The sequence below is a fragment of the Kosmotoga pacifica genome (assembly GCF_001027025.1).
In the GTDB taxonomy this organism is placed as follows: domain Bacteria; phylum Thermotogota; class Thermotogae; order Petrotogales; family Kosmotogaceae; genus Kosmotoga_B; species Kosmotoga_B pacifica.
In genome coordinates this window covers 1,754,872-1,770,886 of record NZ_CP011232.1, presented here as the reverse complement: position 1 = coordinate 1,770,886, position 16,015 = coordinate 1,754,872, and the positions used below count along the sequence as shown (strand labels likewise).

15 protein-coding genes are annotated in these 16,015 nt (G+C 45.7%); 8 read left to right on the top strand and 7 right to left on the bottom strand.

The window, feature by feature from the left end:
• Position 1 precedes the first annotated feature (1 nt).
• Genes IX53_RS08255 through fabF form a run of 6 tightly spaced genes read left to right on the top strand, consistent with a single transcriptional unit; the run spans position 2 to position 5,059 of the window.
• Positions 2-1,009: a ketoacyl-ACP synthase III gene (locus tag IX53_RS08255; RefSeq protein ID WP_053001266.1), complete on the top strand. Its 1,008-nt coding sequence runs from the start codon at positions 2-4 to the stop codon at positions 1,007-1,009.
• Between the two features lie 23 nt (positions 1,010-1,032).
• Positions 1,033-1,923 (top strand): DUF561 domain-containing protein, encoded by an 891-nt coding sequence (locus tag IX53_RS08250; protein ID WP_350494750.1) that lies wholly within the window; start codon positions 1,033-1,035, stop codon positions 1,921-1,923.
• A complete protein-coding gene (gene fabD / locus IX53_RS08245; protein ID WP_047754938.1) occupies positions 1,920-2,837 on the top strand; it encodes an ACP S-malonyltransferase in 918 nt (305 codons plus the stop codon). The genes IX53_RS08250 and fabD overlap by 4 nt, the downstream gene beginning before the upstream one ends.
• A gap of 12 nt (positions 2,838-2,849) precedes the next feature.
• Positions 2,850-3,578 carry a 3-oxoacyl-[acyl-carrier-protein] reductase gene (fabG, locus tag IX53_RS08240; protein ID WP_047754937.1) on the top strand — a complete coding sequence of 243 codons (729 nt, stop codon included), beginning with the start codon at positions 2,850-2,852 and terminating at the stop codon, positions 3,576-3,578.
• A 22-nt stretch (positions 3,579-3,600) separates the two neighbouring features.
• Positions 3,601-3,834, top strand: a complete 234-nt coding sequence (gene acpP / locus IX53_RS08235) for an acyl carrier protein (RefSeq protein ID WP_047754936.1) — start codon at positions 3,601-3,603, stop codon at positions 3,832-3,834.
• A gap of 1 nt (position 3,835) precedes the next feature.
• The gene (gene fabF, locus IX53_RS08230; RefSeq protein WP_047754935.1) at positions 3,836-5,059 is read left to right on the top strand and encodes a beta-ketoacyl-ACP synthase II; all 1,224 of its coding nucleotides are present in this window, start codon (positions 3,836-3,838) and stop codon (positions 5,057-5,059) included.
• A 30-nt stretch (positions 5,060-5,089) separates the two neighbouring features.
• Here fabF and IX53_RS08225 read toward each other — a convergent pair whose 3' ends face one another.
• Both IX53_RS08225 and purB read right to left on the bottom strand, forming a co-directional pair.
• Positions 5,090-6,340 carry an adenylosuccinate synthase gene (locus IX53_RS08225; protein ID WP_047754934.1) on the bottom strand — a complete coding sequence of 417 codons (1,251 nt, stop codon included), beginning with the start codon at positions 6,338-6,340 and terminating at the stop codon, positions 5,090-5,092.
• Between the two features lie 15 nt (positions 6,341-6,355).
• On the bottom strand, positions 6,356-7,648 hold the full coding sequence (purB, locus tag IX53_RS08220; RefSeq protein WP_047754933.1) for an adenylosuccinate lyase: 1,293 nt from the start codon (positions 7,646-7,648) through the stop codon (positions 6,356-6,358).
• A 291-nt stretch (positions 7,649-7,939) separates the two neighbouring features.
• Here purB and IX53_RS08215 point away from each other — a divergent pair, with 291 nt between their 5' ends.
• Complete coding sequence (locus tag IX53_RS08215) at positions 7,940-9,208, top strand: NAD(P)/FAD-dependent oxidoreductase (RefSeq protein WP_047754932.1); 1,269 nt, start codon at positions 7,940-7,942, stop codon at positions 9,206-9,208.
• Between the two features lie 897 nt (positions 9,209-10,105).
• On the opposite strand, the gene IX53_RS08205 is transcribed toward IX53_RS08215, so the two are convergent.
• From IX53_RS08205 to trpS, 4 genes are read right to left on the bottom strand one after another with little or no spacing between them, the layout of a single operon-like run.
• Positions 10,106-10,843, bottom strand: a complete 738-nt coding sequence (locus tag IX53_RS08205; RefSeq protein ID WP_082128532.1) for a pseudouridine synthase — start codon at positions 10,841-10,843, stop codon at positions 10,106-10,108.
• Positions 10,770-11,363, bottom strand: a complete 594-nt coding sequence (scpB, locus tag IX53_RS08200) for an SMC-Scp complex subunit ScpB (protein WP_047754930.1) — start codon at positions 11,361-11,363, stop codon at positions 10,770-10,772. The genes IX53_RS08205 and scpB overlap by 74 nt, the downstream gene beginning before the upstream one ends.
• Positions 11,363-12,115: a segregation and condensation protein A gene (locus IX53_RS08195; RefSeq protein ID WP_047754929.1), complete on the bottom strand. Its 753-nt coding sequence runs from the start codon at positions 12,113-12,115 to the stop codon at positions 11,363-11,365. Before IX53_RS08195 ends, scpB begins: the two co-directional genes overlap by 1 nt.
• A gap of 1 nt (position 12,116) precedes the next feature.
• Positions 12,117-13,100, bottom strand: coding sequence for a tryptophan--tRNA ligase (gene trpS / locus IX53_RS08190; RefSeq protein ID WP_047754928.1), 984 nt, complete (start codon positions 13,098-13,100; stop codon positions 12,117-12,119).
• Positions 13,101-13,196: 96 nt separating this feature from the next.
• On the opposite strand from trpS, the gene IX53_RS08185 reads away from it, so the two are divergent.
• Complete coding sequence (locus IX53_RS08185; RefSeq protein WP_047754927.1) at positions 13,197-13,928, top strand: CPBP family intramembrane glutamic endopeptidase; 732 nt, start codon at positions 13,197-13,199, stop codon at positions 13,926-13,928.
• 26 nt (positions 13,929-13,954) lie between these two features.
• On the opposite strand, the gene IX53_RS08180 is transcribed toward IX53_RS08185, so the two are convergent.
• Complete coding sequence (locus IX53_RS08180) at positions 13,955-16,003, bottom strand: glycoside hydrolase family 2 protein (protein WP_047754926.1); 2,049 nt, start codon at positions 16,001-16,003, stop codon at positions 13,955-13,957.
• Positions 16,004-16,015: the final 12 nt, after the last annotated feature.

The window sequence follows — 16,015 nt, the reverse complement described above, 5'->3', positions numbered from 1 at the left end:
ATTGGATTCTCTGAAAGGAGGGATCGTTCTGAGGATAATCGGTACGGGCTCATATTTACCAGATAACATCGTAGAAAACAGTGAATTGGAAGATAAATTGAATCTCGAAAGAGGCTGGATTGAAAAACGTACGGGCATAAAGGAAAGACGTTTTGCGACAGATGAAACTCCTCTAGAACTTGCATTGAGAGCTGCGGAAGAGGCATTAAAAGATTCTAAAAAGAAGCCTCAAATCGTTATAGTTCATTCGTCAACAATCGAGAATGGATTCCCTTCCATCGCTTCCATGGTTTCAAAAGAATTGGGACTGAATCCATTTCTCGCATACGACGTTGTTTCTGGCTGTACAGGGTTTCTACATACCCTGATTTCCGCAATTTCTGTGATGCAAAATTTAAAACTCGATAATGTTCTCATGATTGCAACGGAACTTTTGAGTAAACATATCGATTTTACTGACAGAGATACTGCTATACTCTTTGGTGATGGAGCAGGAGCTTTATTCGTTGAGAGAGATTCTTCCGATGAGTTCATCTTAGCATCGGATTTTGGGACAGACGTTAAGAAAGCGGAAGATCTTACCATAGATAACATGACCGGGAATGTTATCCGAATGAATGGCAGGGAAGTTTTTCGTTTTGCTGTCAGGACACTGGGTAAATCCATCTTAAAAGTCCTTGCGGCTGCAAACATCACTATTGATGAACTGGACTATTTCATTCCACATCAGTCAAACGCCAGAATTATCGCGTCTGTCAACCGTGAGTTGAAAATCCCGGAAGAAAAAATAATTTCCTATATAAGCTCATACGGGAACACCGCTTCTGCATCGATTCCAATAGCTATAGACAAAGCCGCAAAAGAAGGCAAGTTGAAAGAGGGGAACAGAGTATTGCTTTCAGGCTATGGAGCGGGTTTGAGCTGGAGCTCTATATTAATTGATTGGCGTAACAGAAAGGAGGACAAAAGTTGTATCCTGGAAAGCGTATTTCAAGGTTACTCGGAATAAAATATCCTATTTTCCAGGGTGGAATGGCCTGGGTAGCCACCGCCGAGCTCGCTTCGGCTGTTTCCCGTGCCGGTGGACTTGGTATTATAGCGGCCGGAAACCTCACTCCCTCTGAGCTTAAGGCTGAAATAGACAAGGCGAAAGCAATGACAGACAAGCCCTTCGGGGTAAACCTGATGCTCCTTTCGCCTTATATAGAGGAGCAGGTAGAAATAGTGTGCAGCGAACGTATCCCCGTTGTAACCACGGGAGCGGGAAATCCTGGAAAATACATGGACAGGTTAAAGGAAGCGGGTATAAAGGTCATTCCCGTAGTTGCCTCTCCTGGTCTTGCGAAGAGAGTGGAAAGGCTCGGCGCAGACGCAGTGATCGCCGAAGGTATGGAGGCCGGGGGTCATATAGGTAAGCTGACTACGATGGTCCTTGTGCCACAGGTCGTAGATGCTGTTTCCATCCCTGTAATTGCAGCTGGTGGTATTGCTGATGCGAGGACAGCGGCAGCAGCTTTTTGCCTGGGTGCCGAGGGTATTCAAATAGGTACACTCTTCGCCTGTTCCCTTGAGAGCACAGCGCATGAGAATTTCAAAAAGAGGGTGCTCTCTGCTAGCTCTCTTGACGCCGTGGTTACCGGTGAAAGCACGGGGCACCCGGTGAGGTCCCTCAGGAATTCTCTCACAAAAAAACTATTGGAACTGGAAGTCTCAGGAGCAACATTCGAAGAAATCGAAAGACTCGCGGTGGGTGGTCTGAGACGCGCGGTTAGAGAAGGCGATACGAAGACAGGATCTGTTATGGCCGGACAGGTAGCCGGAATGATTAAGGAGATTAAGCCGGTGAAAGAGATCATACAGGAAATTTTTGAAGGTGTTGAAAAGATTTTTCAGAATTTTGCGGAAATGGGGGTTGAAAAATGAAAGCGTGGATATTTCCCGGACAGGGTGCACAGTACGTTGGTATGGGAAAAGATTTATATGATCATCATATTACACGCGGGTTTATGGACAGAGCTTGCGAGGCGCTTGGAGTTGATTTGATCAGTCTCATGCTTGAGGGTCCAGAGGAAGAATTGACGTTAACAGAAAATGCCCAACCCGCCATTCTGCTCCACAGTGTTGCTACTGCGGAACTATTGAGAATAAGCGGTCAACATCCGGACGTCGTGGCAGGTTTCAGCCTTGGAGAGTTCAGTGCCCTTGTCGTAGCGAGAGTGATATCTTTCCATGATGCGTTGAAGTTGGTAAGACTTAGGGGAAAAGCAATGCAGGAAGCAATCGCTCCAGGTGTCGGAACCATGGCGGCCATTATGGGTTTGGATGCAACACAGATCGAATACATCTGTAAAGAGGTCTCCCCGGAAGGGAACGTCATCGTAGCGAATTACAATGCTCCAGGGCAAGTAACCATCTCCGGTTTGAAAGATGAAGTTCTTCTTGTGCTTGAAAGAGCAAAAGCGATGGGTGCCAGACGTGCCGTGGAATTAAAGGTAAGCGCACCTTTCCATACAAAATTCATGGTGAGCGCCGGTGAAAAATTAAAGGAAGCGCTCCGCGAGATAGAAATAAAGCCTCCAAAGATACCTGTAATCTCTAATGTCACAGCTGAACCATATCCAGATGACACTGTCGAAATCAGGGAACTGATCGCCAGACAAGCATCCAGTCCTGTCCTGTGGGAAGCATCTATCAAAAGGATGATCGCTATGGGTACGAGCTACTTCCTCGAGGTGGGGCCTGGCAAAGTTCTCACGGGTCTGAACAAGAGAATTGAAAGGCGTGTGGTAACCGACTATACAGACGGTAGGCTCAACTTTACCAATGTCACAGTATAAAGGAGTGATTGGATGAGCGAACTGGCGGTGGTTACCGGAGGCTCAAGGGGCATAGGCAGAGCCATTGTAAAGGAGTTAGCTAGAGCGGGTTATAGTGTTGTATTCACATACAGGAAAAATAGAGAAGCCGCGAAGGCTCTTCAGAAAGAGCTGGAAGGATTGGAAGTGCACACGGCGATGTGCGATGTCACCGATGAAAATTCTGTAAAGGACTTCGCCCAATGGGTACTGTCTGATTTCGGTGTACCAACAGCCCTTGTAAATAATGCAGGGATAGCAAGAGACGCTATTCTACTACGTATGAGTACCCGAGATTGGAAGGAGGTGATAGAGACCAACCTTACGGGGAGCTTTCTCGTCACACAGGCTTTTTTGAGAAATATGTTGAAGAAGAGAAAGGGCAGGATACTGTTTATCTCGTCCGTTTCTGGAATGCGTGGAAATGCGGGACAATCGAATTACGCCGCTTCAAAGGCCGGTATCATAGGTTTTGCCAAATCTCTGGCACGTGAAGTGGCGAAAAGGGGGCTAACCTCCAATGTCATAGCCCCGGGAATGATAGAAACAGACATGACAAGCACACTTCGCCCGGAGTGGAGAGAATGGCTCCTTGAGAACATTCCGATGGGACGATTTGGAAAGCCAGAAGAAGTTGCAAAACTCGCGGTGTTCCTTCTCAGTGACGCCGCCTCGTATATTACTGGTCAGGTATTCACCATTGACGGTGGATTGAGCATATAAAATAAAAAAAGGAGTGAGTAACATGGAAGAGAAAGTTATCTCAATAATTGCAGAACAGCTTGGACTTGACCCTTCAGAGGTGAGTCTCGATTCCAATTTCACTGAAGACCTCGGTGCTGATTCCCTCGACCTCGTCGATCTCATAATGAAGCTCGAAGACGAGTTTAACGTCAAGATTGAGGATGAAGTTGCGGCACAGTTGAAAACCGTGAGAGACGCAATTGAGTTTATAAAAAAACTGACTTCGGAGGGATAAAATGCGCAGAGTCGTGGTAACAGGTCTTGGAGTTGTGAGCCCGATAGGAAATAGCGTTAAAGACTTCTGGAATTCACTTGAAAAAGGGATTTCCGGTATAGATTGGATTAAAGCCTTTGATACTGAAAGGTATAGAGCGAAGGTCGCTGGTGAAGTGAAAGGCTTTGATCCTACGCAATATATGGACAGGAAGGAAGCGCGGCGCACGTCGCGCTTCGTCCAGCTTGCTATTGCCAGCGCGGCAGAAGCGGTCGCAGATAGCGGTATTGACTTCGATAGTGAGGATCTCTGGAAAGCTGGCGTTATCTACGGCGTCGGCATTGGCGGGATGGAGGTAATCGAGCAACAAAACAAAACTCTGCTCGAAAGAGGGCCAGAACGGGTGAGCCCCTTTCTGATTCCCATGACCATAGCGAATATGGCAGCAGGTACTCTTTCCATCCGCTATGGATTGAAGGGAAGCTGTATTACAGTGGTCTCCGCCTGCGCTTCGAGCACTAACGCGCTGGGTGAGGCATTCAGAGCTATCAAATACGGACAGCTCGATATCGCCCTTGCTGGAGGTTCCGAAGCGACGATAACGCCGTTGTCCATAGCAGGTTTTGACTCTTTGAACGCGCTTTCAAGACAGTCACCAGATGTTGCCTCCCGGCCATTTGACAAAAACCGAGATGGCTTTGTAATGGCTGAAGGTTCCGCAACACTGGTTCTTGAGGAATACGAACACGCGAAGAAGCGCGGAGCTAAAATATACGCGGAAATACTTGGGTACGGAGCCACAGACGATGCCTCCCACATAACCGCACCTGATCCTGAAGGAAAAGGGGCAATGATGGCAATGAAGCTCGCCCTCGATGAAGCGAAGGTTTCACCTGATGACATTGATTACATTAACGCCCATGGCACATCTACCCCGATGAATGACATCATGGAAACGAGAGCTATAAAGACCCTATTCGGCAAGAGGATGGAACTCAATATCAGTTCTACAAAATCTATGCATGGACACGCTCTCGGTGCCGCTGGCGCCATCGAAGCCGTGGCGACTATTCTTGCCATTCAAAAGGCTATAATTCCTCCCACAATAAATCTAGTGGAACCCGACCCGGAGTGTGATCTCAATTACACCCCTAATACCGCTGTGAGTAAAAAAGTCCGCTACGCACTGAGCAACTCTTTTGGCTTCGGCGGGCACAACGCTTCCATTCTGTTCGGGCAGATATAAATATAAAAAGGATGCCTTTCCAGGCATCCTTTATCTATCGAAGAGTTCTGATCTTTTCAGGATCTCGTCCGTTCCCGGGCCGTACGAGATATGGCTTACCTGCAGGCCCGTTTCACTTTCTATAAGTTGAATGTATTCAGCAAAAGCTCTGTCGCTTATGGAACTCCAACCCTTCAGTGTACGATAGACTGGTCTGGCTTTGAACAGTTCGTGAGATGTGGAAGGAACGGCCTTTTCTTTTCCATCGATTTCGTACGCGACGCATACCTTCACCTCATCCAGACCGCTAAGCACGTCTCCCTTGGTTATGATCAGGTGAGTAAAGGCGGATCTAGCGATGGCATACTTTATTGCGGGCAAGTCCAGCCAGCCAATCCTCCTCGGTCGACCGGTGGTCGCTCCGAACTCCACGCCGCGCTCACGGATTGTGTCTGCTATAGAGCTGTCCTCTTCTGTGGGAAACACCCCGCTTCCGACCCTTGTAGTGTAAGCCTTTATGACACCAAAAACGGCGTCAAGCTCAGAAGCTGAGAAGCCTACCGATGTCACACCGTGGACGGTACAGCTCGAGGAGGTCACGAAGGGATAGGTGCCAAAATCGAGGTCCAGCATTACACCCTGCGCCCCTTCAAAGAGTACGGAGCCTTCCCTGAAGCTCTTTGAAAGATCTATTGAGCTGGTAAAATTCACACCAATTTCAATCAATTTATCTCGAAGGCTCAATAGATAACCAAACATCTCTTCCGGGTTCATACCCAACCTGCCTCCAAATAGTTCTTTCTTTAGGGTATACATGTTTTCAAGCCTTTCCTTCAAAGCAGGCTCATCTTCCAGCAAGTACAGTTTTATCCCCTCGCGGGAGACCTTGTCGGTGCAGGCTGGCCCTATCCCCTTTCCTGTCGTACCTATTGGCTTTTTTCTCATACTTTCGAGCAGTCTATCCTGTTCTTTGTGCCACGGAAGCACAGCGAATGCTTCAGGATCTATATAAAATCTACTGCCGATACCCGGAAAGTCGTATTCCAATGTTTCAATTTCACGGATGAGTTGTTCAAGGTCAATAACCATTCCTGCTCCGAGAAATCCTAGAGACTCTGTGCGCGGATCGATGGACGGTAACAGGTGGTTCACGTACTTTTTGTTATTCACATATATCGTGTGACCGGCATTTGCGCCACCTGAAAAGCGCACGACCCAGTGATAGTCTCTGGCGAAGTAATTCACGATTTTTCCCTTGCCTTCGTCACCCCATTGGGCCCCAATCACGGCTATGCTCTTCATAATTGCCCTCCTATCTCAGAGGTCGAACCTCTTGAAAATTTCATCTATATTCCTTAAATAATATGAAGCATCGAAAAGTCTATCGAGTTCGGCTTCGCTTAACAGTTTTTTTATTTCGGGGTTATTGGAAACGACTTTTTTGAAATCGACACCCTCTCGCCAGGTCTTCTCCGCCAGAGCCTGGACGATTTTGTAAGCGTCCTCACGACTCAACCCTTTCTCCACAAGAGTCAACATTACCCTCTGGGAGAAGACGAGGTTCCTTGAATGGACGAAATTTTGTAACATTCGTTCAGGATATACCACGAGATTCTCTACAAGATACGTTGCCTTTCTGAGCATGTAAAAAGTGAGCATCGTGGCGTCCGGGAGAATAAGTCGTTCCGTGGAAGAATGTGATATATCCCGTTCATGCCAGAGAACGATGTTTTCATAACCCACGATCACATAGCTCCTCAGCATTCGCGCCATACCGCTGAGTCTTTCGGCGAGTATTGGGTTCTTCTTGTGTGGCATTGCTGATGACCCTCTCTGCTTTTCCCTGAAAGGCTCCTGCACCTCGAGGACCTCCGTTTTCTGGAGGTGTCTTATTTCTACGGCTATTCGTTCTATTCCTGAACCAATGAGTGCCAGCGCATTCAGGAAATCAGCGTGGAGATCTCGAGGAATGACCTGCGTGGAGACTTTTGCTGGTCTGAGCCCCAGCCTTTCAAGTGCGAACATTTCCACCTCGGGTGATACATTAGCGTAGTTACCTACAGCGCCGCTGATCTTGCCCACAGACAGATTTTCAATGCAATTTTCCAGTCTATCGAGGTTCCGTTCAGCCTCAGCAAGAAACGAGAGCATCTTGAGCCCGAAAGATGTGGGTTCGGCGTGTACTCCGTGAGTTCTGCCCATTATCACGGTGTTTCTGTGTTTCAAAGCCTTTTCTCTAAGGTCTTCTATCAATCTGCGTAGTTCCTGTGCTATCAGCTCACCTGCTCTCTTCAATGCCAGAGAAAGGGCTGTATCTACTACATCGGAAGAAGTGAGACCTTTGTGGAAATACCTTCCTTCATCTCCCAGTCTTTCTGTTACAGCCTTGATGAAGGCTATAACATCATGATCTACCTCTGCCTCGATCACCTGTATTCTTCCAACATCTATAACGGCTTTTCTCCTTATGGTATCAGCTGTGCCTGCTGGAGCTTCACCCAGCTTTTCGAAAGCTTCTATTACAGCGAGCTCTACTTCCAACCAGCGTTTGTACTTTTCTTCTTCTTCCCATATTTCTTTTATGGGGGAAAGAGCATATCTCTCTATCATTTTTCATCCTCCCAAAAAATATAACCCTGCCTCAGCACACCAGTGCCGCAGGGTTTCAGCAATATTTTGCACACCATTCAATGTAAGTATAGCATATCGACCAGAATCAAATCTTTCCTGATTACCTACATGAAGGGTACAATACCCCGATTTTTCTAAATATGTCAACTTACCTTCGCATTCAGGAAATAATGCAAGCATACTATATATTGGTGTCGTTTTTTGGTTGTACAGAAATAGGGAAATTTCGGCAAGGAGGTGGAGGCGCAGGTATTTCGGAGCGCCGAAAGAATGAAAATAGGTGTGATAGGCTTTGGAGCTGCGGCAATCGGGTTCATTGAGGAACTCAAGGATCAGGAGCATGAAATCCATATTCTTGAACGCTCAAAAGATGTTTACAGTTCAAGCATCAGCGGTATCCGATCCGATGGAAAGATCTTCGTGTCCAGCACCATGGGTGGTGATATGAACATCCCGCTCCACATTCAGCAAGAAGTTGTAAACTTCTATATAAGCAAGCTGGACCCAGAAGACAGAAAAAGTGTCAAGACAGGAATATCTTTTGACAGCAAATCCATCTACTTCGAAGACTTTTACTCTGAAGGCTTTGAGCCTGTTAACTCAAAGTTCTGGCACATAGGTACAGACAAGCTTGGTTCAATTCTCAGGAAGGTGTATGAAGATTTTTCCACAAGACCTAATATCCACTTTCATTTCAATAAAAAAGTGGAAGATATAGAACTCATTGGAGATAAAGTAATAGCTCGGGGAAATGACTTTGAAGAAGAGTACGATTATCTCGTGGTGGCCGTTGGTAGAAGTGGGCACACGTTGGTCAAAAAGATTACTGAAAGGCACCCGGAGCTCATCGCCGCAAATAACACTGTGGACATAGGTGTCAGGTACGAACTGCCAGACCATGCCGTAGAAGCTATAAACAACGAGATGTACGAATTCAAGGTGAGGCTGATCACTAAAACGGGTTACACAGTAAGGACCTTCTGCAATAACCCTTCTGGAAAAGTGGTTCTGGAAAACTACGACGACTTCGTTACTGTCAACGGGCACTCGAACTCTGCAGGAAGTTCTGAAAACACTAACTTTGCGATTCTCTGTACAACGAGGTTCACGGAACCTTTCAACGACCCCTTCGGGTATGGAGCATACATCAGCCGTCTAAGCAATATCCTCGCCGGTGGCAGGAAGGTAATACTCCAGACATACGATGACTTTCTCAATACGAAGCGTACAAAGAGACTGGGGCGTGTAAAACCAACACTCCCTGAGGATGGCTATATCCTCGGCGACATAAACCTTGTGCTCCCGCGCAGGATAACAGTTTCCATAACGGAGTTTATAGAAAAACTCAGCAGGGTTATTCCCGGCGTGGCTTATCCCGACAACCTCATGTATGCCATAGAAGTGAAGTTTTATTCGAACAAAATCAATAACAATAGATACAGTAACCTGAAATTCATTGGTGATTGTTCTGGTCATACAAGGTCTATTACATACGCCTCTGGCCACGGTAAACTGCTTGCCATGAGTCTTAAGAAGTGAGATCCGAGAACCGAGAGAAACCGTTGTAGGTGGTAGGTTGTTGGTTGTAGGTGAATAAAACGAAAGAGCGGGTCTGGGGTTTAGGGTCTAGGGTATGGAGAAAAACAAAAGTCCGAGAGCCGAGAGAACGGGACTGAAGAATAAAGTTTTAAAAAAAAGAAACGAACAACCTACAACCCACAACCGACAACGATAGTAAGTACGCTGGCGCGTGGGTAAGCTCAGCTACACCAGGGATTAGCACTTCTTCGAAGTGGATATGCGTTCCTGCGGAACGGCTATGCGCCTTCGGCGGAAAGAGCTTTGTCATAAACCGGCTCAAAGAGCCGCAGGTCCGCGACGTAGGAGCGCTTGTCCACACGAAGTGTGCATATCCTGACAGAGTCAGCATATCGCTTGTTCTCTCTGACTCTCGCCTTCTCGCTCTCTCGGTTTTTTCTCATACAACCTACAACCCACAACCGACAACCTGCTGAGTGCGACTGATTTCATCAGTGGGGCGTGCCTGCGACAGATGTAAGAAACCGTTGTAGGTGGTAGGTTGTGGGTTCCAGTCTCCAACATCTAACATCGCTCTTTTGCTCTTGTCGGCCAACGTCAAACGGATCTCGGGTCTCGAATATCTCTATACCCCAGACCCCATACCCTAAACCCGTTCTTTCCAAGAAGGTTCTTAACGGATGACGGAAGACGGACAACGGCAAACGGTGTAATCTCGGAAATTATGTTTCCAGAAAATTTACTGCCAGAGCAAATTTATAAGGCATGTAAACAGCATTGCTATATCTTTGTTCATAAAATTTATTTACACAAAATCATAGTGTAATAGTTCATGCTCATAATATATAAAGAGTGCGACCCCCCTATCCCCCCTTGGATAGATAGCACTCGGGGACCTCAGCGGTCCCCATTTTTTATTAGAGAGAGTTCTCTTTTACCAAGCTTTTTAATCATTCCTGGTTTTGGAACAACGTCGAGTTTTAATCCACCTATTGCCGTTCTTTTCAGGGCAAGTACCTTTTTGTGAATGGCCCTGAACATTTCCCTGACTTCGCGCTTATGTCCTTCGTGGATTTTCAGTTCCACTACGGTTTTTCTCCCCATTTCGTTTAAAACCCTGACTTCAGCACCAGAAGTCTTAAAGCCATCCTGCAGGATGATTCCCTCTTCAAGGCGTTTGATGTCTTTTATAGAGAGCTTTCCCGCTATCACTGCCACGTAAGTTTTCTTAATTTCCGAAGAAGGATGGGCTATCTCATTGGCGAACTCTCCATCGTTGGTCAACAGCAGGAGGCCTTCGGTGTCTTTGTCAAGTCTGCCCACGTGGAAGACCTTTTCTTTTATCTTGCCAGTTATCAGGTCGGTTATCGTTGGGCGTCCCCTATCATCTTTCATCGCGGTGAGTACGCCCACAGGCTTGTTCAAGGCGTATACGACCTTTTCAATTTTTTGAGGCACCACTTTTTTGCCATCAAGAAAGACCTTCGAGAAGTGATCGATCTCCAACCAGGGGTCTGTAACAATCCGGTCATCAACTTTGACACGACCGGCTTTGATAACTTCACCCGCTTTCCTTCGGGACAGGTTCGTGTTCCTCTGGAGGAACCTCTGAAGTTTTTCCTTCAGCTCCCTCAACCTCCCCTGAAGGCAATTCGAGCCCTTGAACGATTTCCGTGAGATCGTTTATCTGGAAGGTATCATAGAATCTGTTCGTTACTCGGTACAGGTAAGGACGACCGGGGAGTTTGGATTTTGACTTTCTTATGAGTTTCATCCGTGTGAGTTCAAGCAATTGGGATTGGGATGACCTCCCTCTTATGAGTTCTACATCAGCCCTTGTTATCGGACCACGGATTGCCACCACGGCAAGCACTTCCATCTGCGAGTCTGTGATGCTGACTATCGGCCTTTTACTCAGTTGAGAAACGTATTTCTGAACCTCTTTTTTTGTATAGAAGCGCAACTTGCCATTAACAGCTTTCAAATTAACGCCGTGTCCGGGCCTGTTGTATTCGTCCTGAAGTTCCTCGATCAGTATCATTACCTGATTGAGTTTCATTTCGAGGATTTTAGCGATTTTTTTTGGTTCTATCCCCTGTTTTGAAGCGAAGATAAGCGCTTCGACCGCGGCCTTTTTCGTAAGTTCGGCGCTCATTACTTCACCCTCTCCGTTTTCTGTTTTTTGACAAACTGACCCGCGATAGTTTCAATGTTCACCACAACTCTTCGTATGAGGGGATCTGGCTCCAGTGTTACGATCTCATACTTTCCAAGTTTTATAAGTTCGAGTACAGCAAGGAAAGTGACAATTGCTTCTATTCTACTCTCACAGTTTTTCAGCAGTTCCAGGAGTTTTATTTCTGGATACTCCCTTTCGATTTCTTCCATGCACTCTTCCACACTGTAGAGTTCCGCGGTTACTGTATAGACCTTTTCCTTTTCGATCGTTTCTTTCAATATACTCTTAAAGCTCTGGACAAGCCTCTCAGGAAGAGACTCCACTTCCACATCCTCTTCCGAAGCCTCGACCTTTACCCGTTCGTAAGAATACGATTCGTACAGTTTTTCTCTGAACCTCGTTGATAGTTCTTTCAGAGTTTTATATTCCTCTATCTGGCGATAGAGCTGGGTCTGTTGTTTTCTGAGTTCCTCGGCTTCCTGAGGGCTTAGCCTGGGCAGGAGGGCTTTGGACTTCATTTGCATAAGCGTCGAAGCCATGACGATAAAGTCACTGGTAACCTCCATATCGAGCTTTTTCATCCTATCGACGTGGACCATAAATTCGTCAGCAATAACTGTGATTGGAATGGAGCGGATGTCCAATCTGTGTTTTCTCACCAGAAAGAGGAGCAAATCCAGCGGTCCCTCGAATTCTGGTAACGAAAAGACGAGCTTAAGCTGTTCCATATCACCAGCTCACTTTCATAGCGTCTCTGACCTTTTCCATCGTCTCCCTGGCACTTTCTCTCGCTTTTCTGTTCCCTTCCTCGATGATATCCATAATGATATTTGGGTGCTCATCGAATTCTCTCAATTTTTCCCATACAGGCTGCAATCTATTAACAAGATTCTTGTGGAGTACTCTCTTGCAATCCAGACAACCGATACCAGCAGTCTTGCAACCCTCCATTACCCAATTCAATTCGTCTTCGGAGTGGGTAAAGGCTTTGTGGTAGAGCCATACGGGACATTTCTTTGGATCGCCCGGGTCCGTTCTGCGTTTGCGCGCGGGGTCGGTCATCATAGGTGCTATCTTCTTCCAGAGACTTTTATCGTCATTGTCTATGAGAATGAAGTTATTGTAGCTCTTTGACATCTTCCTACCATCTGTACCTGGCAGTTTTGTGACTTTCGATAGAATAGGTTTTGGCTCGGGGAAAACCTCACCAAAAAGGTTATTGAATTTGCGAGCGATTTCACGCGTGAGTTCGATATGGTAGACCTGGTCTTCTCCAACGGGAACACCATCCGCGAGGTATATAAGTACATCAGCAGCTTGAAGAACTGGATACAACAAGAAACCTGCGCTTGAAAGGTCTCTGTCTGTAATCTGTTCTCTTTGCTCTTTGTATGTCGGCATCCTTTCGAGTCTCGGAACTGGAACAAGCATGGAGAATATCAGGAAGAGCTCGGCGTGTTCTTTGATCGCCGATTGTATGAAAAGCACAGACCTTTCAGGGTCAAGGCCTGCGGCTATATAGGTCTTTATTATTTCTATCGTCCATTCTCTGAAGCCCTCTGTGCTGTCTATATGAGATGTCAAGGCGTGCCAATCTGCAACGAAATAATAGCATTGATTACCCTGCTCCTGAAGTTCTACCCATTTGTCAAGGGTGATGAGGTGGCCGAGATGAGGCTTTCCTGTTGATCTCATTCCGCTCAAGATACGCATTCAAGCACCTCCAACTATTTTGACCTTTCTTGAGTATTTTATCATATCGTCGCGGGTAAGTTTTCCCGTGCTATCCTTGAGAAGGAGGGAGTAAATGTGCCTTATCTGTCTCTTGCTTTTCTCATATTTCATATATACATTATGGTTTTTGTTGGAAAAATACTGGAGCGGAAGACTACTTTTAGAGGATTTACGCTGTTACTTGTTCTGTCTCCTCTAAATATTTCTCTAACCCTTTTTTTCGCCGCAGTTATAGGACTCTCTCCTCAGGAACTCGGAATGACAATTGGGAACTTTGCATGGGGAATATCCTTTGTCGGATTGTCAATTCCTCTGGCTCTGATTTCGTTTTACAGTATCCTCCGTGCCCCCGCAGTGTGGATTATGCGAATAAGATATGGTAACGTCAGCAGACCCGTACCTCAACTGGTTTACAGCTGGCTGGTCGTCGGAATTGTTGAGGAATTGCTATACAGAGGTTTCTTTCAGGGAAGCCTTAGCAAACATTTGGAACTGAGCTTTTTAACGGTTGAGGTATCAACAGTAATAGCCAGCTTTGTATTTGTGTTTGTGCACCTTGGCAATGTTTTGATGAAGGCAGAAACTTTCAGAAACTTTCGCAGGGATTTTCTGCCGAGACTCCTGGCTTCTTTCATTCTAGGATATACCTTTCAAATCTCACACAGCCTTCTATATCCTATAATCATCCACAATTTGATAGATGGGTTAACGTTGACAGGCTTGATTTATAGAAAAAAGCAGATATTGAAAGCAAATCACGAAATTCTGTTTAAGAACGAATCCGATGATTCTTCAAGCGATGAATAGAAAATAAGTAGTTCTTGGTTCTAATTTCAAATAAATTTGATTCTATAAACTGTTCTGCATATTTCATTTTCGCTTTCATCGAACACCTTTAGCGAAATCGCAGCCTCTCCGGAGGTTGGTTTTTCATAATACTCAATTTTCGGCATTTCGCTTTTTTCAAAGGGACTGATATTGCTGTTCTGCGGGATCGTTGTATGAAATCGCACCTTTGCTATCACTCTTTTTGTCTGTTCGAGAATTAACTCAACGGTAGCCTTTTCATAACGGTTCAGCGTATCGTTGATAATCTTCAAACTCTTAATCCAAAGAAAAAGAAAGTGTTTCAGATCGCTTTTTTGAATCTTTTCTCTGTTGACAAAAACACTCGCAAAGACCGGTTGGTAAGCTTCTTTAAGGGCATAATAGCCCCTTTTCGGAACTCGAAAGTAATCTACAACAGACCATGTTATGGAAGGCCAGGGATCTACGAACATAAACTGGAATAGGCCATTTACTTTCGAAAATTTCTCACGTCTGTAAGTCTCTATCGCAAAGCGAAGTAATTTCGCCTGATACTCCTGGGAATTTGTAATGAACGTTTCAATGTTATCTCCAGTGAGGATTTCTGCGACATTGAAAGTCTGGTCAGGTTGGAAGTTATGGTATTTCCACTCTTCATATTTCGGGGGCCAGAGCGCGGACTTCGAGAAAGTTTTCTTCATACTCTCAAGATTAGGCAGCGCCTGGGCACCAAATTCTGTAACAAAAGGCGCACCGGGTAAAGAGATGAAATCTCGCAGATCTCCACAGTACCAGCCAGGATAGGGATGAGAGTCCACTCCGGAATAGGGAACAATACCCCTTGTGGAGTCGTGCCTTTTCGCTTCGAGTTCAAGAAGGCGGTCAAGATCATAACCGCCCTTCTCTGGTTCGTTGTGACAACACCAGAGAGCGATAGAAGGATGATTGTAAAGCTGGTCCACCATTTCGCCTATCTGTTTAACAGCGTTAGCGTAAAATTTTTCAGAAGTTTTATACTGCCATTGAAGGGGGAAGTCTTGCCACACGAGGATACCGTACCTATCGCAGGCGTCATAGAATTCTTTTCGGTTGACATGAGCATGGACCCTGACGGCATTAACATTTGCCGCTTTTAACAGTTCCATATCTTTCTCAATGGCTTCATTCGTGTAACCGGAAAGCCACTGTGTTGGTATAATGTTTGTGCCACGAATGAATATCTTTTCGCCATTCAGATACCATATTTTGTCATCCGTTTTGAGTTCTCTTATTCCAATGACTTCCTGTATTTCATCAAGCAGTTCTTCATTGTGAAAAATCTCTATGCGTAATTTGTACAGTGCAGGGAAACCCAGATCCCAGGTCCACCAGAGCTCTGGGTTTTCTATAAACAGCACTTTGTTTACCCTATTCACACCGCTTTTCAGTTCAATCACCTGTTCAGATGAAATGGACTCACAGTCGAAGTTTTCTCCACTCAATGTGTACCTGATCAATATTGATTCCGGTTTCTCAAAATGACTGTTTATAGAACTTTCAATATTCAGCGTAGCTCTTGACCCACCAATAATAGAGGATACTTTCATCGTTCCAAACGCCATTCCGCCTGAAGAAAGGATTTCAACACTGTTCCAGATCCCACCGGTGTTGTGCTCTTGACCGCGTTCTGAAACGCCACCAGGTCTACAGTCATGGTGTCCCAGCACACCCTTTATTAGCTCTTTCTGCTCAGGCCAATTTTCCGGTTTTTCCAACGGCGAATTCACTTCGACTATGAGTTCATTCTCCCGCTGTAAATAATCCGTTATATGGAATACAAAGTTCTGGAAATAACCTTCGTGCTCACCGAGATATCTTTCGTTCAGCCATACCCTTGCCCGATAGTCGACACCATGAAATTTCAGGTAGTAGTGTTTCCGTTCATCTTTCTCAAAGGAAAAATTATTCCTGTAAATCAGCGTACCGGCATATTCGAGACCCTCTAAATACCAGTTAGCAGGAACTTTGATTTTTGACCAGTGTATTTTATCTTGTGAAGCTTCCCATTTGCCGTTGAGACTCGTTGCCACCTTCATGCATATAGCCTC